Below are 21370 nucleotides of genomic sequence, written 5' to 3' on the forward strand. Positions count from 1 at the left end.
TTCTTGATGGCGAACGATGGGAAAGTGGTTTCACTGAACAAGGCGGCCGTCGATCATGCGAGCCAGCCTGCCAGTGTGCGCCTGCCTGTCGTCTTGCTGCAGGTGCGTGACAAAGCCGCGCTGCAGCTCAAGCAGGCCCTTCAGGTGTTGTTCGACAACGCCGACGATACACTCTTCGAGATGGCTGATCGGGCGTTGAACAACGTCGATCAGAACACCTTCTTCGAAGCCATGCGCGACTTGCGCCTCAAGCGCAAAAGCATCGAACGTGGCTTTCTCGAGAAATTCTACGAGAGCTTCGTGCGCGTGGGCCAGTACGACACGGTCGAGGCCAGTGCGCCTCCGCCGCTGAGCTATGACAAGCTGGCCCTGGTGCCCAACGACGAGCTGGAACGTACCGTGGCGCTGGACGCCATGGTTGCCAAGGTATTGAGCCGCGACAGTTTTGCCTTGGGCCAACTGACCACCCGCTTGAATGTACTGCTGACGCGCCGGTTGGACGATTCCACCAATCCGCTTGGGCCGGTCATGCTGTGCGACTATTTTCTTCAGGCCGGGCGCAGCCTGGGCGTGGAAATCAAGGTCAAGCTGATCATTCTCAAGCTGTTCGAGAAGTATGTCCTGACCGACACCGACCAGCTGTACGCCGAAGCTAATCAATTGCTGATTGCCGCGGGCATTCTGCCTGAGCTCAAGGCTGCGCCTGCACGCCGCGCCGCCGACCGCTCCAGCGACCGCCCGCGGCCTTCGGTTGCCGAACCCGAGATTCGTACCGACGCACCAAGCAAGCCTGCTCAGCGTGACGAAAGCGTGCAGGAGGTGTTCGGTGCCCTGCAGGATCTGCTTCACGACCTGCGCGGCAGCATGGCGCCGAAAATGGAGCCGCCGAGCGAGGCCATGCCGATCTCGACCAGCGATCTGTTGCGCCTGCTTTCCCACCTGCAGCAGTACGTACCTCAGCAGACCCCGCAGAACGATTACGACTTGCGCCAGCAGCTTGAGCAATTGCTCACGCGTGTCAGCGTCAAGAGCGGCAAGTTTCGCGTGGTGGGGGTGGTGGACGAAGACGTCATCAACCTGATCGCCATGCTGTTCGAATTCATCCTCGACGATCGCAACCTGCCCGATTCACTCAAGGCCTTGATCGCGCGCCTGCAGATTCCCATGCTCAAGGTGGCGGTGCTGGACAAGAGCTTCTTCAGCCGTGGTGCACACCCGGCACGGCGGCTGCTCAACGAGATTGCCTCGGCAGCGATGGGCTGGGGCAGCCGCGACGACTACCAGCGCGATGCCCTGTACCTGCGGATCGACCAGATCGTCCAGCGTCTGCTCAACGATTTCGTCGACGACACTTCGCTGTTCTCCGAGCTGCTGATCGATTTCCTTGCCTTCAGCAACGACGAGCGTCGCCGCAGCGAGTTGCTCGAACAGCGTACCCGGGATGCCGAAGAGGGTCGCGCCCGCGCGGACCTGGCACGGCACCTGGTGGAAAAGGAATTGAACAGCCGCCTGTTGGGTCGCACGTTGCCCCAGGTGGTGGTCAATGTGCTGCAAGACGCCTGGAGCCGTGTGCTGCTGTTGGTGTGCTTGAAGCACGGGGCCAATTCGGCCGAGTGGCAGGCGGCGTTGTCGACCGTCGACGATCTGATCTGGAGCGTCGAGCCCCATGACGACCCGGACATGCGCATGCGCTTGCTTGAGCTGGTGCCGGGGTTGCTCAAGTCCCTGCGCGACGGCCTTACCAGCACTGCGTTCGATCCTTTCGCCACCAGCGAATTCTTCAGCCAGCTGGAAGTGCTGCATGTGCAGGCATTCCAGCGCGAACTGGCAACGGTCGAGGGGACTTCGGCCGGTGATGACTCCCTGGTGCAGGTGGTGGAAGAGATCGTGCTCACGGCGCCTGGCGAAACCACCGACGGCGAAGCGCAGGTGCGTCTGGCCGACGATGATCCGGGCTTGCTGCAGGTCGACAAGCTGCGCGTCGGCAGCTGGGTGGAGTTGCAGGAAAACGACGAATTCAAGTTGCGCTGCAAGCTGACGGCGATCATCGAGACGTCGGGCAAGTACGTGTTCGTCAACCGCACCGGCATGAAGGTCCTGGAAAAGACCCGCATGGGCTTGGCCATCGAGTTCCGCCGCGGTACCGTGCGCGTGCTCGACGATACCTTGTTGTTCGACCGTGCACTGGACTCGGTGGTCACCAACCTGCGCAAGCTCAAGGCACACTGACCGACCCTGGCCACGCGCAGGCTGGCTTCCTGCGCGTGAGGGTTCATACTGGGGCTCCTTGATTCGCCAGAAGGCCTCCAGATGCGCTTGAACGGTCTTACGGGATGGTGCGAAAGCGTTCGACATTGCCCCTCACCCAACTTCAACGAGCGCCCCGACGGCGAAGTCTCGCTGTTGGTCATCCACAACATCAGCCTGCCGCCAGCACAGTTCGCTACAGGCAAGGTTCAGGCCTTCTTCCAGAACTGTCTGGACTGCACTGAGCATCCCTATTTCGAAGGGATTTCCCACCTGCGGGTGTCTGCGCACTTTCTGATCGAGCGTGACGGTGCGGTGACCCAATTCGTCTCTTGTCTGGACCGTGCCTGGCATGCGGGCGTGTCGTCGTTCCACGGCCGCGAAAACTGTAATGATTTTTCGGTAGGCATCGAACTGGAGGGCACTGATGATCAGCCCTTCGCCGATGCCCAGTACCCGGCGCTCGTAACCCTGACCCGGTTGTTGCTGGAACGCTTTCCGGCATTGAGTGTGGATCGGATCTGCGGCCACAGCGACATCGCGCCGGGCCGCAAGACCGACCCTGGGCCTTGTTTCGATTGGGCACGATACCGTGCCGCATTGCTGAATGAAGAGGGTGCACGATGATTTTTCTGGTGCTGCTGCTGGTCCTGCTCGTGGAGAAGTTCTCCGGGCTGCGCCAGCGCGTGCAACGTGATGGTTTCTTTCTGGGTGAATTGCATCGACTCGAGGCGCGACCGGGCCTGGCGCGTGAGCCTTGGCTGGTGCTGGGCATCGGCGTAGCGCTGCCAGCGCTGCTGCTGGCCTTGCTGCTGTATGTCTTGCAGCCCGTGGCGTATGGCTTGCTGGCACTGCCGGTGCATTTGCTGGTGCTCGTCTACAGCCTGGGGCGTGGCGATATCACCGTGGGCCTGGGGCCGTTTCGCGACGCCTGGCGCCGTGAAGATACCCAGGCGGCGGTGCACGTGGCCGAACGCGACATGGGTGTCAGTGCCGATGACGGTGGCAGCCTGTTGCAACGGGTCCAGGGGCACTTACTGTGGGAGGCGTTCCAAAGCTTTTTCGCGGTGATCTTCTGGTACGCCGTTTTAGGTCCGGTGGCGGCGCTGGTCTATAGGCTGGTGGCACTGGTGGCCGAGCACTCTCGGCATCCAGCGGTAGCGCTGCGGGCACAGCGCCTGCGCCATGGCCTGGACTGGCTGCCGGTGCGTTTGCTGGCGGCCAGCTTCGCCTTGGTCGGCAACTTCGTGGCGGTGAGCCGGGTGATGCTGCACGAGGTGCTGAGTTGGGAGATCAGCGCGGCCACGCTGATTGAGCGCGTCGGGCGCGTGGCCGGCGATGTGCCTGCCCCGGTGGCAGGGCCAGCAGGGGTGGAAACATTGGACAGCCTTTGGCAGATGGTCGTCAGGGCTGGGGTGTTGTGGTACGCGGTGTTGGCGGTGGTTTCGGTTTTGGCGTGATGTTGCAGGTTCATCGTGTTAAACCCCGACGCGGCTTGCGCCGCTGCTACAGGGCATCGCGGCACGCCCTTTAATGTGACAACCCGCCCGCGCTCCGGCGGTTACCGCTGTCAACGCAGCTAAACCCTGTAGCAGCGGCGCGAGCCGCGTCCGGGGTCACTGCGCATCCGGCAAACTAAAAGCAATGAAAGACCCTTCCTACGAACCATAGAGTAAACGGCCGGCATCGCGCTTGGTAAATGATTCCTATTCTCTTTATTAAGGTCTTCGACTCAAGGAGGAATCATGCCCATTGGCACTCTGCTATCTACTGCCACCGGACGCGCCTGTTTGCTCATGCTTGCTCGTCTTTGCACGGTCGCCGTATCAGCACGGCAACAAATGCACGATGTTGCAAGCGAGGCCAGGCACGGCCGTCACTGCAGCGTTGAAACTGAAAAGAGAACGGTTCCAAGTCGCCGGCTTAGTCATTTGTCGGCTGTGTTGCAAAGAGGCCTACTGGGATAATGATCAAATATACATTAGCCGTGGGTTTCGCTATTTTTATAGTGCTCTTTCTGTTCTATTCGCCTTTTACTCGGTATTCATTTTTGGGCAGTCCGCCTGAACAAAGATCATCGTGCGGAAAGTTTGACGGGGAGGTGTTCGATTTCCCTGCGCCTTATGTGTTTTTGTCTCCCGAGTATGAGGGGTTCAGTATATGGGAGCAGGGTTACAAGAGGAACAAAAGGGGGTGCGATGCCAACTTTGCAGTAGTGGCCCTGAAAGTGCAGTGGCCGAGTTTGTTACCTGCTGAAAAAATGTGGGTTGGTGCAAATCGGCCGCCGGGTCAAATGGGGCTGACTTTAGAAAAAAGAGGACCTGTTAGCAAGCACGATACCGGCTTTAGGCTGGAATATCTAATAATGAGAACTGGCATTGATCTGATTCGAGACAGCACCTTCGATGAAAAACTGGGGCTTTACAAGTTAATCGGTGTTGAGCAGCCGATGAGGGGTACTAAAAAAGATATATACTGGAGGGAGAAAAATGGTTATACAGATGTTCTGGTAGTTTGCGGCTACTACCCGGACGGACGTCATTTTGACTGCGATCAAAGGTGGTTGACCAATCAAGGTCGGATTTTGGTTATTGCCAATTACACAACGCCTTATCTAGTAGAGTGGCAAACTATTATGCATCAAGCAAAATTGATGTTTTTAAACTTTAAAAGGAATTAAATTTTGACTAGGTTGATGACGTCGCAACAATTGGATCAGAGTGCTAGATTTGTGCATTGGGGTGAGTATGACGTGATGTATACGCTCGTCGCGGCTTCTGGGCATCGCTACGCGGAACTCGCGCTAGGTGTGTTGAGTAGTGAAGGTTCGATAGCCGGCGCGGCGGCGACCAGTTTTCTACAGTCTACTGTGGAAGCAACCGGTAGGGGATTTACCGAGGAGGATCGTGTGCGTGTATATCAGCACATGGCTCGGGGGTATGTTGATAAGCTGAGTCTGCAGATTGCGGAAGCGGGGTCCGTACACAGAGAGATAAATTATCGTGAGGCTTGGGATCTTCATACAGAAGCTTTTGAGGGGCTCGGATATGGTCGAGATGCTTGGACGTTGAATGCTGTGTTTGAAGTGATTGGCAACGACAATGAAAGACAGCTGTACTGGGATTCCGTTCTCAATGCTGCTGGTAATCCTGTGAATGAGCTGTTGCTTGCCAGAAGCACCTATTCGATGATGTTTCATGCACGGATGTTTGGTAATGAGGCACAAGCGGCGCATGCATCCAGATGGCTGAATCGCATCGAAACACTCGATAATGCAATTTCGGTGGGGAATGCTGCTGTCAATGTTTCAAGTAAAGAACTGAATAGCTTTTTCGATGGGGTCTATTCCACTATCAGTTCCACTGTGCAGCCCGCGCAATGGCACCCCGATCCAACATCTCCCGCCATGTCTCCACCTTCTGCGCCATTACCACCCATGCCTATACCTACGTCTACACCGATCAGCGCGCCCCATGGCCGTAAAGGTCGTCGCAGGCCACGGCCCGGATTTGGCAATGTCGGCCACCCCGGCGACGGCTTCGGCGGTGGGGTTCGCTGGAGTAACACACGTCCGATTCTTACTATCGACCCGTTGGTAATGGACCTGAACGGGGATGGTGTGGGGCTTACCAGTCTGCACGCCAATGCTGTCGCTTTTGACATGAACAACGATAGCAATTCAAATGATAGGACGAGCTGGGTAGGGCCGGCAGATGGATTGCTGGTAATGGATATCAATGAAAATGATCAAATTGATAGCATTGCAGAGTTGGTGTCAGAGCATTTAGGCGCCCCAGGGCCTCTAGACATTGGGTCCGAGCAAAGCATTTTTGGTAGCGGATTTGCCGCACTGACATCATTCGATTTGAATGAGGATAACGTTATTGATGGGCGGGATGCCGTCTGGCAGCGATTGCAGGTATGGGTAGACAGCAATATGGACGGGCTCAGTTGGATCGATGAGAATGCCAACGGTCTGCGAGACGAAGGTGAAGTGAGTGAGCTCCATTCTTTATCGGATTTGGATATTACGCAAATCAGCCTTGCCAAGGTGGATCTAGGGGTATTGGATGAAGGTGGTAACAAGCTGCTTTCAGCTGGAAGCTTTGTCATGGGCGGCGAAGCGCAAGAGATTCTAGAAGTCGGTTTTCAAGTTCTTCTCGCAAAGGACCGTGAAGTGGAGCTCTCCACCAAGACTCTCGCGAAATTAGAAGCCCAAGTAGCCAGACTGACAGACGCTATGGCCGTCGCAGGTGATGTATCTCCATCGGGTAACTACGCAGCGTTCGGCGTAACCGAGCCTTTGGAGCTAAGCCTTGCAGTTGGTTCCTGATGGATAATACAGGCATAGCCTAGGCGTATTTATGATAGACGAGTTGTCACTATGGATGCCGTCCAGTTGCTTGCCGACGCGGCTTGCGCCGCTGCTACAGGGGCAATGGTGATTCTCACGGCTTTTGTAGCAGCGGCGCGAGCCGCGTCCGGGGTCAACGCGCATCCGGCCAACCGAACAAGGCATTGGCGTTCTGCGTGCTGGCCGCAGCCAGGGTCGTGGCATCGGTGCCCATGATGCCGGCCAGGGCTTCTGCGATGTCCGGTAAATGCTCCGGGCTGTTGCGTACGCCCGGATGCATCGCCGGCGCCATGTCGGGCGAATCGGTTTCCAGAACGATGGCGTCCAGCGGCAAGCGCGGCAGCACCTTGTGCATGCGTAACGCCTGCGGCCAGGTCGGTGCGCCGCCCAGGCCCAGCTTGAAGCCCAGTTTCAGATACTCCCGCGCCTCCTCCCAACTCCCGGCAAACGCATGAATCACACCGGCCCGCGGCAGCTTGAAGCGCTTCAGGGTCGCAATCACGGCGGCATGGCTGTGGCGCACATGCAGTAATACCGGCAGTTGCACATCCACGGCCAGTTGCAACTGCGCCTCGAACAATGCCTGTTGCCGGTCGCGATCCAGATCCTTGAGGTAGTAATCCAGACCGAACTCGCCAATGGCGCAGAGCTTGGGGTGTCCGTGCAGCCGCTCCAGCCACTCGCGCAGCTCGCTCACATGGTCGGGCTGATGTTCTTCGAGAAACACCGGGTGCAAGCCCAGTGCCGCGTACACCCGTTCATCCGCCAGGGCCAGGTCCCATACCCGTTGCCAGTTGGCCTGGTGCACGCCCAGGACCACCACCCGCTCCACGCCTCGCGCCGCAGCGCTGTCCAGCACGCGCGGGCGATCGGCATCGAAGTCGGGAAAATCCAGGTGGGTGTGGGTGTCGATCAAGCGCACGATCAGGCCTCGTGAATCCTCTGTTTGAAGGTACGGGCCAGCGCGTTGACGCCGGGCTCGTAGTGCTTTTGTTCCACCGCCGCCAGTGCCAGTTCCAAGGCCTTGCTGGCGATCATGTTGTGTTGCTGAGCCATGGCGTTGACCGGCAACGGCAGGAAGTCCAGCAGCTGGGTATCGCCAAAAGTACCCAGATGCAGCGCCTGGGAATCCACGGGCCGCTCCTGCAGCACATCGAACACGCCTTGCAGCAGTACGTAGGAGGTGGTCACCAGCGCGTCGGGCAGGTGGCCGAGTTTTTCGAGCAAGGCCAGCATGGAATGCTGGCCGCCTTCGCGACTGAAGTATTCGCTGTGTTCGACCAGCACCGCGCCGTCGAAATCGGCCAGCGCGGTATTGAAACCTTCGGTACGCGCTTGGCTGATGCTCAATTCCGGACGCGCGCCGATCAGGGCGATGTGCCGAGGCTTGGGCAACAACAGGCTCTGGGTCAGCTGCAGGCTGGCGTTGCGGTCGTCGCTGATTACCGAGCAGAACTGCGCCGGGTCCATCATTCGGTCGATGGCGATCACTGGAGTGCCCTTGGCCTGCAACTCGCGGTAGCTGTCGTCGCTGGCCGGTAGGCAGCTGGCGACGAACAGCGCGTCGCAGCGACGGGCGCGAAACAGTTGCAGCAACTGCCGTTCGCTGGCAGCGTCGTCATCGGAGCTGGCAATCAGCAGTTGGTAGCCGTGAGCGCGGGCACCTTGTTCGAGCAGTTTGGCGATACGCGCGTAACTGGGGTTTTCCAGGTCCGGCAGGATGAAGCCCAAGGTGCGCGTGTGCCGACTGCGCAGGCCGGCCGCCTGGGGATTAGGCGTAAAGCCGTGCTCCAGGACGATGGCCTCGACGCGCGCCACCGTCGCCTTGCTGATGCGCTGTTGAGCGGCTTTGCCATTGATGACGTAACTGGCAGTGGTCACCGAAACGCCAGCCAGGCGAGCAATATCACTGAGTTTCAACCGTTGATTCCTTGTTGTCGGCGCGCCCGTGCCAGAGCATTCAAGACGCGCTTATTCATCGTTCATGGGTTGCGTCACGCCCGTTTCAGGCAACGTAACCGACAGGTTGGACTTCAATCATCGAAGATTATCGAGTAACGTGCGCTACATTCTAGATTAAACGTTTCAGCCTGCGTGTTTCCTGCCGTAAAACATCTCTTGTCGAGGTCTCACTTTTACCCTCGGCAACGCAGGCCGGACCCATCGAGAGTACGGAGCACGCCGATCGATGCTCTATGCTCACACTTCACAACAATACCTCAGCGCGCTGCCGCCGCTGTAAAGGAGAGAGGCAATGCTGGAGCTCACTATAGAGCAGATATCCATGGGCCAGAGCGCCGTGGATAAAGCCGCCGCCCTGCAATTGCTCGCCGACAAGCTGGTTGCCGATGGCCTGGTGGCCGAAGGTTACTTGGCCGGCCTGCAAGCGCGTGAAGCTCAAGGCTCGACCTTTCTTGGCCAAGGCATCGCCATCCCCCACGGTACGCCCGACACCCGCGACCTGGTGTTCACCACCGGTGTGCGTCTGCTGCAATTCCCCGAAGGCGTGGATTGGGGCGACGGGCAGATGGTTTACCTGGCCATCGGCATTGCTGCCAAATCCGACGAGCACCTGCGCCTGCTGCAATTGCTGACCCGCGCGCTGGGTGAAACCGATCTGGGTGAAGCACTGCGCCGTGCCAATGACGCGCCAGCGCTGCTGAAGCTGCTGCAGGGGGCGCCGCAGGAACTGGCGCTGGATGCGCAGATGATCAGCCTGGGTGTGATGGCCGAAGATTTCGAAGAGCTGGTCTGGCGCGGTGCCCGTCTGTTGCGCCAGGCCGACTGTGTCAGCAATGGTTTCGCGGCGTTGCTGCAGCAAGTCGAAGCGCTGCCGCTGGGCGACGGCCTATGGTGGCTGCACAGCGAGCAGACCGTCAAACGTCCGGGCCTGGCTTTCGTCACCCCCGACAAGCCTTTGCGCTACCTGGGCCAGCCGTTGACCGGGCTGTTCTGCCTGGCCAGTTTGGGTGAGGCCCACCAGGCACTGCTCGAGCGCCTGTGCGCCTTGCTCATCGAAGGCCGCGGCAACGAGCTGGGCGGCGCCACCAGTACGCGGGCGGTACTTGAAGCCCTCGGTGGCGAGTTGCCCGCCGACTGGCCGAGCGCGCGCATCGTGCTGGCCAACGCCCACGGCTTGCACGCTCGCCCGGCGAAGATCCTCGCGCAACTGGCCAAAAGTTTCGAAGGCGAAGTCCGCTTGCGGGTGGTCGAGTCCGGCGGTCTGGCCGTTTCCGCCAAGAGCCTGAGCAAGCTGCTCAGCCTGGGTGCGCAGCGCGGTCAGACCCTGGAGTTGGTGGCCGAACCCACCATTGCAGACGACGCCCTGCCGGCGCTGCTCAAAGCCATTGAAGAAGGCCTGGGCGAAGAAGTGGAGCCACTGCCAGCGGTCACCGAAGCGGCGCCGCAACAGGCACCGGCCGCCAAGGCACCCAAGGCCAAGCCACAGGCACCGCTTACCGGTGCCCAGGTACAGGGTGTTGCCGCAGCCCCCGGTATTGCCATGGGGCCAGCACACATCCAGGTGTTGCACGATTTCGAGTTTCCCCAGCGCGGTGAGTCCGTAGCGCTCGAGCGTGAGCGCTTGCAGGCTGCTCTGGGCCAGGTCCGCCAAGACATCGAAGGGCTGATCCAGCGCGCCCAGGCGCAAGCCATCCGCGAGATCTTCGTCACTCACCAGGAAATGCTCGACGACCCGGCGCTGACCGATGAAGTCGCCGCGCGTCTGCAGCAGGGCGAAAGCGCTGCGGCCGCCTGGAACACGGTGATCGAAGCGGCCGCGGTGCAGCAGGAAGCGCTGCAGGATGCCCTGCTGGCCGAGCGCGCCGCCGATCTGCGCGACATCGGTCGCCGGGTGCTGGCGCAGCTGTGTGGCGTACCGACGCTGGAAGAGCCCAAGGAAGCCTACATCCTGGTGATGGACGAGGTGGGCCCTTCCGACGTGGCGCGCCTGGACCCGGCTCGCGTGGCCGGTATTCTCACCGCCCGCGGTGGCGCTACGGCGCACAGCGCCATCGTCGCGCGTGCCCTCGGCATTCCCGCCGTGGTTGGCGCAGGCGAAGGCGTGTTGCAGATCGCTGCCGGTACGGCGCTGTTGATCGATGGCCAGCGTGGCTTGTTGACCGTGGCCCCTGCGCCCGAGGTGCTGGAACAGGCGCTGGCCGACCGTGATCGTCGCGAGCAGCGCCTGCAGGCTGCCGCCGAGCGGCGCATGGAAAGCGCTGTGACCCTGGACGGGCACGCTGTGGAAGTGTTCGCCAACATCGGCGAAAGCGCCGGTGTCGCCAAAGCGGTGGAGCAGGGCGCCGAAGGCGTAGGCCTGTTGCGCACCGAACTGATTTTCATGGCCCATTCGCAAGCGCCGAACGAGGCGGTGCAGGAAGCCGAGTACCGCCGTGTGCTCGATGGTCTGCAAGGTCGGCCGCTGGTAGTGCGCACCCTCGATGTGGGCGGCGACAAGCCGTTGCCGTATTGGCCGATCGATAAGGAAGAGAACCCGTTCCTGGGTGTGCGCGGCATTCGCCTGACCCTGCAACGCCCCGACGTGATGGAGGGCCAGCTGCGTGCACTGCTGCGCGCCGCCGACAACCGTCCGTTGCGCATCATGTTCCCCATGGTCGGCAGCGTTGAAGAGTGGCGCCAGGCCAAGGACATGACCGAGCGCGTACGTCGTGAAATCCCGGTCAAGGACCTGCAACTGGGCATCATGATCGAGGTGCCGTCGGCCGCCTTGCTGGCGCCGGTGCTGGCCCGCGAGGTGGATTTCTTCAGCATCGGTACCAACGACCTGACCCAGTACACCCTGGCTATCGACCGTGGCCACCCGACCCTGTCGGCCCAGGCCGATGGCCTGCACCCGGCCGTGCTGCAACTGATCGACATCACCGTGCGTGCGGCGCATGACTACGGCAAGTGGGTCGGCGTGTGCGGCGAGCTGGCCGCCGATCCGCTGGCCGTGCCATTGCTGGTGGGCCTGGGCGTGGATGAATTGAGTGTCTCGGCGCGCAGCATCGCCGAGGTCAAGGCGGGGGTGCGCGAGCTCACGCTCAGCCACGCGCAACAATTGGCCCGGCATGCGCTCGGGCTGGGCACCGCCGCGCAGGTGCGTGCCCTGGTGGAGAAATCTTGATGGCACGCATCCTGACCCTGACGCTCAACCCGGCGTTGGACCTGACCGTGGAAATCGACGGCCTGGAGCTGGGCGAAGTCAATCGCAGCCATGCGCTGCACCGTCACGCCGCCGGCAAGGGCCTCAACGTCGCCCAGGTGCTGGCCGACCTCGGCCACCAGGTGACCGTGAGCGGATTCCTGGGCGAGGCCAATGCGCAGCCGTTCGAAGAACTGTTCGCCCGGCGTGGCTTTACCGATGCGTTCATTCGCGTGCCGGGCGAGACCCGCAGCAACATCAAGCTAGCCGAGCGCAGTGGCCGTGTCACCGACGTCAACGGTCCGGGCCCGGTGGTCGATGACCAGGCCCAGGCGGCCCTGCTGGCACGCCTGGAGGATATCGCGCCAGGCCACGATGCCGTCGTGGTCGCCGGTAGCCTGCCGCGCGGGGTGAGCCCGCAGTGGTTTCAGGCGCTGCTCGAACAGCTCGCGCAACTGGGTCTGAAAGTGGCGCTCGACACCAGCGGTGCCGCCCTGCGTGCAGGCCTGCTGACCGGCCCTTGGCTGGTCAAGCCCAATACCCACGAGCTGGGCGAAGTGCTCGGCAGCTCGGTGGAAACGCCGGCCGAGCAAGCCGTCGCAGCGCGGCGCCTGCTGGCCGACGGGGTCGCCAACGTGGTGATCTCCCAGGGCGAGCGCGGCGTCAACTGGTTCACCGACGACCTGGCCTTGCAGGCGTTGCCGCCAACGGTCGATGTGGCCAGTACCGTAGGTGCCGGGGACTCGCTGCTGGCCGGGCTGGTACACGGCCTGCTTAGCCAAAAGACGCCGGAACACAGCCTGCGCACGGCCACCGCGATCGCCGCCATGGCGGTGACGCAGATCGGCTTCGGAATCAGTGATGTCGCGCACCTGGCGCGGCTTGAAAGCGGCGTCAGCGTACGTCCGCTGACAGAACAATAAGAGGGTTGAAGATGAAACTAGCTATTGTCACCGCTTGCCCCAGCGGGCGGGTGTCGAGCGTCTTGAGCGCACGTCTGCTCGATGCTGCGGCCCGTCGCCAGGGCTGGAGCACCAGCGTTGAAGTGTTCGATTCGCAGCACCCTGAACTGCGCCTGAGCGCGGCCGACATCGAAGCCGCCGATTGGGTGCTGGTGGTCAACACCGGCGCGATGGACCTGAGCCGTTTCGTCGGCAAGCGTTTGTTCCAGAGCACCCCGGCCCATGCCCTGCAGGACGTCGACGGCTTTCTGCTCCAGGCGGCCGAGCAGGCCACGCCCTATGCCGCCGCGCCAGCACCGACTGCCGCTGCATCGCGCGCGCCGCGTTTGGTGGCGGTGACTGCCTGCCCTACGGGAGTGGCACACACGTTCATGGCGGCCGAGGCGTTGCAGCAAGGTGCCAAGCAGCTGGGTTACGAGCTGCAGGTCGAGACCCAGGGTTCGGTGGGTGCGCGCAATCCGTTGAGCGTGCAGGCCATCGACGAGGCCGACGTGGTGCTGTTGGCCGCCGACATCGAAGTGGCCACCGAGCGTTTCGCCGGCAAGAAGATCTATCGCTGCGGCACCGGCATTGCCTTGAAGCAGGCCCAGGCGACGCTGAACAAGGCCTTGGCCGAAGGTGAGGTGGAATCCACCGGCAGTGCTGCCGGTGCGCCCAAGAAGCAGGAGAAGACCGGGGTCTACAAGCACCTGCTGACCGGTGTGTCGTTCATGCTGCCGATGGTGGTGGCGGGCGGCCTGTTGATCGCGCTGTCGTTCGTGTTCGGTATCGAAGCGTTCAAGGAGCCTGGCACCTTGCCGGCGGCCCTGATGCAGATCGGTGGTGAAGCGGCCTTCAAGCTGATGGTGCCGCTGCTGGCGGGTTACATCGCCTATTCCATTGCCGACCGTCCGGGACTTGCGCCGGGCATGATCGGTGGCTTGCTGGCGAGCACGCTGGGTGCCGGCTTCATCGGTGGTATCGCGGCGGGTTTCATCGCCGGTTACGCGGCCAAGGCGATCAACCGCTATGCGCGTTTACCGGCCAGTCTGGAAGCGCTGAAGCCGATCCTGATCATTCCTTTGCTAGCCAGCCTGTTCACCGGCCTGGTGATGATTTACGTCGTGGGCAAGCCAGTGGCTGGAATGCTGGCAGGTCTGACGACTTTCCTCGACAGCATGGGCACCACCAACGCTCTGCTGCTGGGTGTACTGCTGGGCGCGATGATGTGCGTCGACTTGGGCGGGCCGATCAACAAGGCGGCGTATGCGTTTTCGGTGGGGCTGCTGGCCTCGCAGAGCTATGCGCCGATGGCTGCGACCATGGCGGCGGGCATGGTGCCGCCGATCGGTCTGGGGCTGGCGACCTTCTTCGCCCGGCGCAAATTTGCCCAGACCGAGCGTGAGGCGGGCAAGGCGGCGTTGGTGCTGGGGTTGTGCTTTATTTCCGAGGGGGCCATTCCGTTCGCTGCCAAGGATCCGCTGCGGGTGATCCCGGCGAGCATCGTCGGTGGGGCCTTGACCGGTGCATTGTCGATGTACTTCGGCTGCAAGCTGATGGCGCCCCACGGCGGACTGTTCGTGCTGTTGATTCCCAACGCGATCAACCATGCCCTGCTGTACCTGTTCGCCATCGTTGCCGGTGCCCTGTTGACCGCGGTCGTGTATGCCGTGATCAAAAAGCCGGAGACCCAGGAAATCGCCGTAGAACCGGCCAAAGCCTGATCCCGTAGCAGCGGCGCAAGCCGCGTCCGGCCTCACCGCGGTGAGCCAGATACACCGCGTGTGCCGCCGACGCTGCGATCCCCTGTAGCAGCGGCGCAAGCCGCGTCCGGCCTCACCGCGGTGAACCAGATACACCGCGTGTGCCGGCGACGCTACGATCCCCTGTAGCAGCGGCGCAGGCCGCGTCCGGCCTCCCCGCGGTGAACCAGATACACCGCGTGTGCCGCCGGACGCGGCTCGCGCCGCTGCTACAGAAAGGGCGGAGCGCCATCGGGACCACCGCGGTGGGTCAATAGACGTCGCGGCGGTAGCGGCCGGTTTCGATGAGGTCGTCCAGCCGCTCGCGGCCTAGCACCTGGGTCAGCACCTGGTCCACGCCGCTGGCCATTCCCTGCAGGCTTCCGCACACGTAGATCACCGCGCCGTCTTCCACCCATTCCAGCAACTCGTCAGCCGCCTCGCGGAGCCGATCCTGCACATACACCTTGTGCGCCTGATCACGCGAAAACGCCAAGTCCAAGCGCATAAGGTCACCACTGGCCAACCACCCCAGTAACTCCTCCCGGCAGTGAAAGTCATGGGCCCGGTTGCGCTCGCCGAACAATAACCAGTTTCGCTGTTGTCCCTGTTCGATTCGCGCTTTGAGCAAGCTGCGCAAGCCTGCCAGACCGGTGCCGTTGCCGATCAGAATCACCGACACTGGCTCCTGCGGCAGATGAAACCCCGCATTGCGTCGCAAGCGCAGGCTGACCGCGCCATGCAGTTCAGCGTGCTCGGTCAACCATCCCGAGCCCAGCCCCAGACTGCCGTCGCCGTGGCGTTCCTGGCGCACGATCAGTTCCAGCCGGCCATCGCTGGGCACCGAAGCAATGGAGTACTCGCGCACGCTGATGGGTATCAAGGCATCCACCAGCGCCTGCGCATGCAGGCCGACCAGGTGCCCTCGGCTGGCGGGCAACTGACGGCTGGCCAACGCCTGTCTAAGCGGCTCTTGCAAGCCATCGACCAAAACCGTGGTCGCGGCTTGCAGGCCCAACCCCGACAGGCACTGCTCGATGGCCACGTGTCCGTTGCGCGGCAAGACGTCCACCAGATCGCCCGCCTGCCACTGGGCTTGGCCACTGTCATGCCAGGCAATCCGGTAGACCGCAGCACCTTGGCTGGCAGGGTTCAACAGCTCGCGCTCGATCAAGGTCCAGGGGCTGAATACCGGGGCCTGCCACACGGCCTGGGCCACGCCGCCGGTGTGCAGGCTCAATTGCTGCTGCCACTGCTGCAAGGCTGCCGGGTCGGCATTGTCGACCTCGACCGAAGCGAACAGCGGCTGCGCACCCTGGGCATCGAGCCACTGCTGCAAACGCTGGGCAAAGCCGCAGAACTGCGGATACTGACGGTCGCCCAGCGCCAGCAATCCATAGCGCAAGCCGGGCAGGGCGCACACACTGCCCAGCACCTTGCGCTCGAAGCCGCGTGCGGTATCGGGCGCTTCGCCGTCGCCGAACGTGCTGACCACGAACAACGCCTTGTCGGCCTGCTGTAGCTGCGCTTCGTCCACCTGGGCCAGGGCGCGGACCTGGACACTGTGCCCGGCGGCCTGCAATTGCCCGGCGGTCTGCCACGCCAATTGCTCGGCAAAACCACTCTGGCTGGCGAAACCGATCAACCACCCGCCAGATGAATCGTCCTGCTGCAAGACGCCGCGCGCCAGCCGCACCTGGCGCTTCTTGCGGCGCCGATCCAGATACAGCAGCCAGCCGGTGATCAGGAACAACGGCATGGTCAAACTGGCCAGCATCATCAGGATGCGACCCACCAGCCCGAAATAGCTGCCCACATGCAGTGCGTAGATACTGGTCAGCAGTTGCGCCTTCAGCGACTTGTCTTCGTAACGCTGGATGTCTTTGACCTGCCCGGTGGCGGGGTCAAGGCTGAGCAAGCCGAAGGCGCGGTCGTGCGGCGAATCCTTGCGCAGGTAGAAGACCGTCGCCGGCAGCCCGACATTGCCGGGAATGCGCACATTGATCAGGCTCAGCTCGGGCCCGACCGCAGTGCGTATGCTGGCCCACAGTGCGTCGTAATCCACCACCGGCGCCACATCTGCCGACGAGGCCATACGCCGCTCGATGCGCGGAGCGGCGGGGTTATCGGAAAGCAGCCGGTTCACAGCGTTGCCGAACCATTGATACGACCAGGTCAGGCCGGTCAGCGCCGCCAGCAGATAGAACAGCAGGCACCAGGTACCGAACACCGCGTGCAGGTCCCAGTTGAAGGCGCGACCTTTCTTGGCCCAGTCCAGGGTCAGCCAGGTGCGCCAGTTCAACGCCCTGCGCGGCCAGCGCAGGTACAGGCCGGAAAGGCAGAAAAACACCAGCATCAGGGTGCAGGCCCCAGTGATCTGCCGCCCGGTGCCACCCATGGCCAGGAAGCGGTGCAGGTCCAGCATCAGGTCGAAGAAACCCTCGCCGAATACCTCGCCCTGCAATTCCCCGGTGTATGGATCAAAATACGCCGATGGCCCTCGTCGCTGTCCGGCAGGCGGGGCGAAGGACACCCGTGCCGCGCTGCCGTCGACCAGGTCCACACGCAAGGCAGCCACCTTGCTGCCCTGACGCTGCTCCAGAATCTCGACCAGCTGCGCCGCGGGCAGCATGCCCGTGTCGCGGATCTGCACCGTCAAGGTCTGCGGGTTGAGCGCGCGCAGGATTTCGTCCTCGAACGAGTAGCTGGCGCCGGTGATGCCCATCAGGGCCAGCACCAGGCCACCGGTGATGCCGAAAAACCAGTGCAGCTGGAAGAGGACGTTCTTGAACACGAATCACCTTGAGCGGGCCAATCGAAAGGAAGGCGGCCGGCATTATGCAGCAATAGGTGAGAATCGGTCTCACCCACGAGGCCATGCCTTGGCCCTGTCGACACATAAAAAGCCCCGCATCGTCGAAACGAGCGGGGCGCGGTAACCGATGTGCTGTTATCAGAAGTGGAAGTTGGTGCTCAACAGTGCCGTGCGTCCCGCCGCCTGGTTGGCGAAGTGGGTGCTGAAAGCCTTGTCGTAATAGGTCTTGTCGGCCAGGTTCTGCACGTTCAACTGCACGTCGAAGTGCTTGTTGATCTTGTAGCTGGCCATGGCATCCAGGCGCACATAGCTGTTGACCAAGGTGGTGTTGGCGAGGTTGCCGAACACGTCGTCGACGTAGAAGGCGCCGCCACCGATGGTCAGCTTGGGCGTCAGCTGATAGGTGGTCCACAGGCTGGCGCTGTTGTTCGGCGTATTGGGCATCTGATTGCCATTGTTGGCGGCGCCCAGCGGCCCGTTGTCCACCACCCGCGCCTCGAGGTAGCTGTAGCCGGCGAACACCTGCCACTGCTCGGTGAGCTTGCCCGAGGCCGACAGCTCCAGGCCGTCGACGCGAGTCTTGCCGGCGTTCTCGTAGCTGTAGGTGTTGGTCTGTACCCGAGTGTTGTCCTTCTCGGTACGAAACAGCGCGGCGGTCAGCGACAGGCGCTGGTCGAGCAGGTCCCACTTGGTACCGATTTCGTAGTTGGTGGTTTCCTCCGGCTCCAGGTCACTGCTCAGCAGGTTGCCCGTGCGGTCGGGCGCACCCCCCAACGGGTTGCCTTCCATGCCTTCACCGACCAGCGCACCAGGCGGCGTGGCGGACGTGGCATAGGACACATAGACGCTGCCGTTTTCGGCCGGCTTCCACACCAGACCCAGCTGGCCGGTGACGAACTCGCTGGTGTCCTCGCTCTTGGCCGTGGTGGCACCGGCGGCGGTGTAGGTGCGGTAGTCGGTTTCGAAATGGTCGTAGCGCAGGCCGGCGTTGACTTGCCACTGCGGGCTCAGCTCCAGCGTGTCGAACACGTAGATCGCCCGCGTCTTGCTCGACGTGTCGGTGCCGGCGTAGTTGCGGGCAATGGCGCCGTTCCACGGATCGTCCGGGTTGGGGTTGGCCAGCGAGGTGCAGTTGTAGCCACTGGAAGCGATACTGCCGAGGCTGCAGTTGCTGCTGGCACCGGCGGTCCGTGGCGTGGTGTCGGTATTGACGGTGTAGCTGCTGCGGTCGCTGTCCTCGCGGCTGAACTCGATACCGGTCGAGAAGCTGTTCTTGAATCCACCCACATAGAAATCGCCGAACAGGTCGGTCTGGTTGGTGGTGGTCGCGGTATTGCCGACGCGGCTGTTGGCACGGCGCCAGACACTGCCGTTATTGACGTTGCGCTGGCTGTCGTCGGGCTGGGTGAGGATGTAGTCCTGCATGGTATTGCCGTGGCGCAGGGTGTTCTTCACGGTCAAGGCGTCGGTGAGGTCGTGCTCGATGGCGAAGGTACTAATGTCGCTGCGAGTCTTGCGGAAATCACGGTCGCTCAGGCCATAGAAGTTGCTGCTGCGGCCGCCGTCCTGGGGCTTGTCCGGATTGGCCGAGGTACGCCCCGCGTTGCCCGCGGCCGGAATGCTGTAGGGAATCCCCGAATCGGGCAGGTCATCGCTTTCCAGGTGGTAGTAATCGAGGAAGACCCGCGTATCGGTGCCAAGGCCGAAGGCCAGGGAAGGCGCAATGCCCCAACGGTCGTAGTCGACCTGGTCGCGTCCGGCCACGTTGCTCTGGTGGCTCATGAGGTTGAGGCGTCCGGCAGCGCTGTCGCTGAACTGGTAGTTGCCGTCCAGCGTATAGCGCTGGGTCTGGTCCGAGCCCCAGGTGAAGCCACCGTCCAGCGAGTCGCCCAGATGCGCTTTCTTGCTCACCAGGTTGATGGTGCCGCCCGCAGCGCCACGGCCGCCGATGGCCGAGTTGGGGCCCTTGCTGACCTCGATGGATTCCACCGCGAAGATTTCGCGGCTCTGCGCGCCGGCATCCCGCACGCCATCCAGATAAGTATCGCCCTGGGCATCGAAGCCGCGGATGAACGGCCGGTCACCCTGTGGGTTACCGCCTTCACCGGCGCCAAAGGTGATGCCGGGCACGGTGCGCAAAGCGTCCTGCAGATTGAGCGCGCCGGTGTCCTTGATCACCTGTTGCGGTACCACCGTCACCGAGCGCGGGGTATCGACCAAGGGCGCGGTGTACTTGGTGGAGGAGGCACGTTCGGCCTGATAGGACGTCGGCTCCTGAGCTTCGCCGGTGATGCTGGTGGCTCCCAGCGATACCGAAGCGGCCTTGGCTTCGTCGGCGGCAGCGGCGTGTGCCGTTTGCACGGCGCACGTGGCGCCTAGGGCCATGCCGATGGCAGAGGCGAGCAGCCGTGGCGATGAGCCCGGAATGATTGGATGTTGGCGGTTCATGATGGAAAACCTTCCCCAAGGTTATGAGGCGGCGGATCATAATGTAAATGAATATTTGTATCAATTGCGAAATGTTGCTATCCGAGAAGGGGTTACATTCCGTACAATTTCGAAGGCGATTCGTGGGCATTCTTCCCTGCGCATGCGTGTACATCGGCAATGGGAATCAATACCATTGCTGCCTTTTCTGGCTTGCGGTAACTGTCCATGCTCCTACACATTCCCGGCTTGTTCGCGCGTGACGAGGTGCTGCGCATTCGCCAGGCCCTGGAGCAGGCCGATTGGGCCGACGGCCGCATCACGGCGGGCCATCAGTCGGCCAAGGCCAAGCACAACCTGCAGCTGCCCGAAGGCCATCCGCTGGCGCTGGAAATAGGCGCAGCCTTGCTCGAGCGGCTGTGGGCCAACCCGCTGTTCATGTCGGCGGCGTTGCCCAACAAGGTGTTTCCACCGCTGCTCAACTGCTACACGGCGGGCGGAAGTTTCGATTTCCACATCGACAACGCCGTGCGCCAGGCCAAGGGCAGTGTCGAGCGCGTCCGTACCGACCTGTCTTCGACTCTGTTCTTCAGCGACCCCGAGGACTACGACGGCGGTGAACTGGTCATCCAGGACACCTTCGGCACGCGCGAGGTCAAGCTGCCTGCGGGCGACCTGCTGCTGTACCCGGCCACCAGCCTGCACAAGGTACGGGCCGTCAGCCGCGGCGCGCGTTTCGCGTCCTTCTTCTGGACGCAAAGCCTGGTCCGTGAAGACAGCCAGCGTGCGCTGCTGTTCGAGATGGACGGGGCGATCCAGCAGTTGAGCCGTGACGTTCCCGATCACCCCTCGCTGATTCAACTCACCGGCACCTATCACAACCTGCTGCGGCGCTGGGTGGACGTATGAGTGCCGACTGGCGCCTGCGTCGCCTGGAAGTTCTGGACAACGAGCAACTGCAGGCGATGCTCGCCGCCGACCCGCGCAAGGCGGCGCAGGCGTTGGTGATCGCCGCAGGGCAGGGGGTCGTCGATGCCCAGGCCCTGCTCGGGCAGATTCTGCTCGACGGCCGCGGCATCGAGCGCGATGCCGCGCTCGCATTGAAGTGGTTTGCCATTGCGGCCAGCCGAGGCCACGCCATGGCGCACAACATGCTCGGCCGCTGCCATGAACACGGCTGGGGCTGCGAAGCCAGCGCCGAACGGGCGGCCGGGCACTATCTCCACGCCGCCCGTGCCGGGCTCGACTGGGGTTTGTACAACCTGGCCAACCTGTGGGGCACCGGACGTGGTCTTGCGCTCGACCACGCGCGGGCCTTCGCCTGTTACCTGCAGGCGGCCACCATGGGCCATGCCAAGTCCATGAACCTGGTAGGGCGCTATCTGGAGCAGGGGCTGGTGATGGCTGCCGATCTGCCTGCGCCAAAGGTCTGGTACAAGCGTTCGGCGCAGGCCGGGGATTTTCGCGGGCAGTTCAGCCATGCCGCGATGCTGGCCGAGGAGGGCGATATCGACACGGCAGTGATGTGGCTGCAGCGAGCACTGGAAGGGGGCAATACGAATTTTCTACGCAGCAGCGTGGCGGTGCTGGAGCAGGCCAGGCAGCCAGCCATCAAGGCGATGGCGACGCTTTATGCGCAGCGCTTGCAAGCGCTGGAAGGGTAGACCTGCAGGCAGCGCCAAGGCTGCCTGCAGGTAT

14 protein-coding genes are annotated in these 21370 nt (G+C 62.3%); 10 read left to right on the forward strand and 4 right to left on the reverse strand.

The annotated features are described in order from the left end of the window. Positions 1 to 6 precede the first annotated feature (6 nt). From LT40_RS19685 to LT40_RS21650, 5 genes are all read left to right on the forward strand, one after another. The gene (locus tag LT40_RS19685; protein WP_043193853.1) at positions 7 to 2229 is read left to right on the forward strand and encodes a DUF1631 domain-containing protein; all 2223 of its coding nucleotides are present in this window, start codon (positions 7 to 9) and stop codon (positions 2227 to 2229) included. Between the two features lie 81 nt (positions 2230 to 2310). Next, positions 2311 to 2874, forward strand: a complete 564-nt coding sequence (gene ampD, locus LT40_RS19690) for a 1,6-anhydro-N-acetylmuramyl-L-alanine amidase AmpD (protein ID WP_043192868.1) — start codon at positions 2311 to 2313, stop codon at positions 2872 to 2874. Beyond that, positions 2871 to 3707: a regulatory signaling modulator protein AmpE gene (gene ampE, locus LT40_RS19695; RefSeq protein WP_043192870.1), complete on the forward strand. Its 837-nt coding sequence runs from the start codon at positions 2871 to 2873 to the stop codon at positions 3705 to 3707. The genes ampD and ampE overlap by 4 nt, the downstream gene beginning before the upstream one ends. A 506-nt stretch (positions 3708 to 4213) precedes the next feature. Further along, on the forward strand, positions 4214 to 4927 hold the full coding sequence (locus LT40_RS21000) for a hypothetical protein (RefSeq protein ID WP_052393485.1): 714 nt from the start codon (positions 4214 to 4216) through the stop codon (positions 4925 to 4927). Between the two features lie 15 nt (positions 4928 to 4942). Next, positions 4943 to 6580, forward strand: coding sequence for a hypothetical protein (locus tag LT40_RS21650; RefSeq protein ID WP_148308589.1), 1638 nt, complete (start codon positions 4943 to 4945; stop codon positions 6578 to 6580). A 154-nt stretch (positions 6581 to 6734) separates the two neighbouring features. On the opposite strand, the gene LT40_RS19715 is transcribed toward LT40_RS21650, so the two are convergent. Both LT40_RS19715 and cra read right to left on the reverse strand, forming a co-directional pair. Beyond that, positions 6735 to 7523: a TatD family hydrolase gene (locus tag LT40_RS19715; protein WP_043192876.1), complete on the reverse strand. Its 789-nt coding sequence runs from the start codon at positions 7521 to 7523 to the stop codon at positions 6735 to 6737. A gap of 2 nt (positions 7524 to 7525) precedes the next feature. After that, positions 7526 to 8521 carry a catabolite repressor/activator gene (gene cra / locus LT40_RS19720; RefSeq protein WP_043192878.1) on the reverse strand — a complete coding sequence of 332 codons (996 nt, stop codon included), beginning with the start codon at positions 8519 to 8521 and terminating at the stop codon, positions 7526 to 7528. Between the two features lie 334 nt (positions 8522 to 8855). Between cra and ptsP the strand changes: the two genes are divergently transcribed. From ptsP to LT40_RS19735, 3 genes are read left to right on the forward strand one after another with little or no spacing between them, the layout of a single operon-like run. Continuing rightward, positions 8856 to 11729, forward strand: coding sequence for a phosphoenolpyruvate--protein phosphotransferase (ptsP, locus tag LT40_RS19725; protein WP_043192881.1), 2874 nt, complete (start codon positions 8856 to 8858; stop codon positions 11727 to 11729). After that, positions 11729 to 12670: a 1-phosphofructokinase gene (gene pfkB, locus LT40_RS19730; RefSeq protein WP_043192883.1), complete on the forward strand. Its 942-nt coding sequence runs from the start codon at positions 11729 to 11731 to the stop codon at positions 12668 to 12670. Before ptsP ends, pfkB begins: the two co-directional genes overlap by 1 nt. 11 nt (positions 12671 to 12681) lie before the next feature. Then, the gene (locus tag LT40_RS19735) at positions 12682 to 14412 is read left to right on the forward strand and encodes a PTS fructose-like transporter subunit IIB (protein ID WP_043192885.1); all 1731 of its coding nucleotides are present in this window, start codon (positions 12682 to 12684) and stop codon (positions 14410 to 14412) included. A gap of 289 nt (positions 14413 to 14701) precedes the next feature. Here the strand turns inward: LT40_RS19735 and LT40_RS19740 are convergent, their stop codons facing one another. Both LT40_RS19740 and LT40_RS19745 read right to left on the reverse strand, forming a co-directional pair. Beyond that, positions 14702 to 17224 carry a PepSY domain-containing protein gene (locus tag LT40_RS19740; RefSeq protein WP_043192887.1) on the reverse strand — a complete coding sequence of 841 codons (2523 nt, stop codon included), beginning with the start codon at positions 17222 to 17224 and terminating at the stop codon, positions 14702 to 14704. A 159-nt stretch (positions 17225 to 17383) separates the two neighbouring features. Next, a complete protein-coding gene (locus LT40_RS19745) occupies positions 17384 to 19693 on the reverse strand; it encodes a TonB-dependent receptor (RefSeq protein WP_043192888.1) in 2310 nt (769 codons plus the stop codon). A gap of 207 nt (positions 19694 to 19900) precedes the next feature. Here LT40_RS19745 and LT40_RS19750 point away from each other — a divergent pair, with 207 nt between their 5' ends. Then, positions 19901 to 20581: a Fe2+-dependent dioxygenase gene (locus LT40_RS19750; protein ID WP_043192890.1), complete on the forward strand. Its 681-nt coding sequence runs from the start codon at positions 19901 to 19903 to the stop codon at positions 20579 to 20581. Beyond that, the gene (locus tag LT40_RS19755) at positions 20578 to 21336 is read left to right on the forward strand and encodes a tetratricopeptide repeat protein (protein ID WP_043192891.1); all 759 of its coding nucleotides are present in this window, start codon (positions 20578 to 20580) and stop codon (positions 21334 to 21336) included. The genes LT40_RS19750 and LT40_RS19755 overlap by 4 nt, the downstream gene beginning before the upstream one ends. The last annotated feature ends 34 nt before the right edge of the window (positions 21337 to 21370 follow it).

It is taken from the genome of Pseudomonas rhizosphaerae (assembly GCF_000761155.1).
Classification (GTDB): Bacteria; Pseudomonadota; Gammaproteobacteria; order Pseudomonadales; family Pseudomonadaceae; genus Aquipseudomonas; species Aquipseudomonas rhizosphaerae.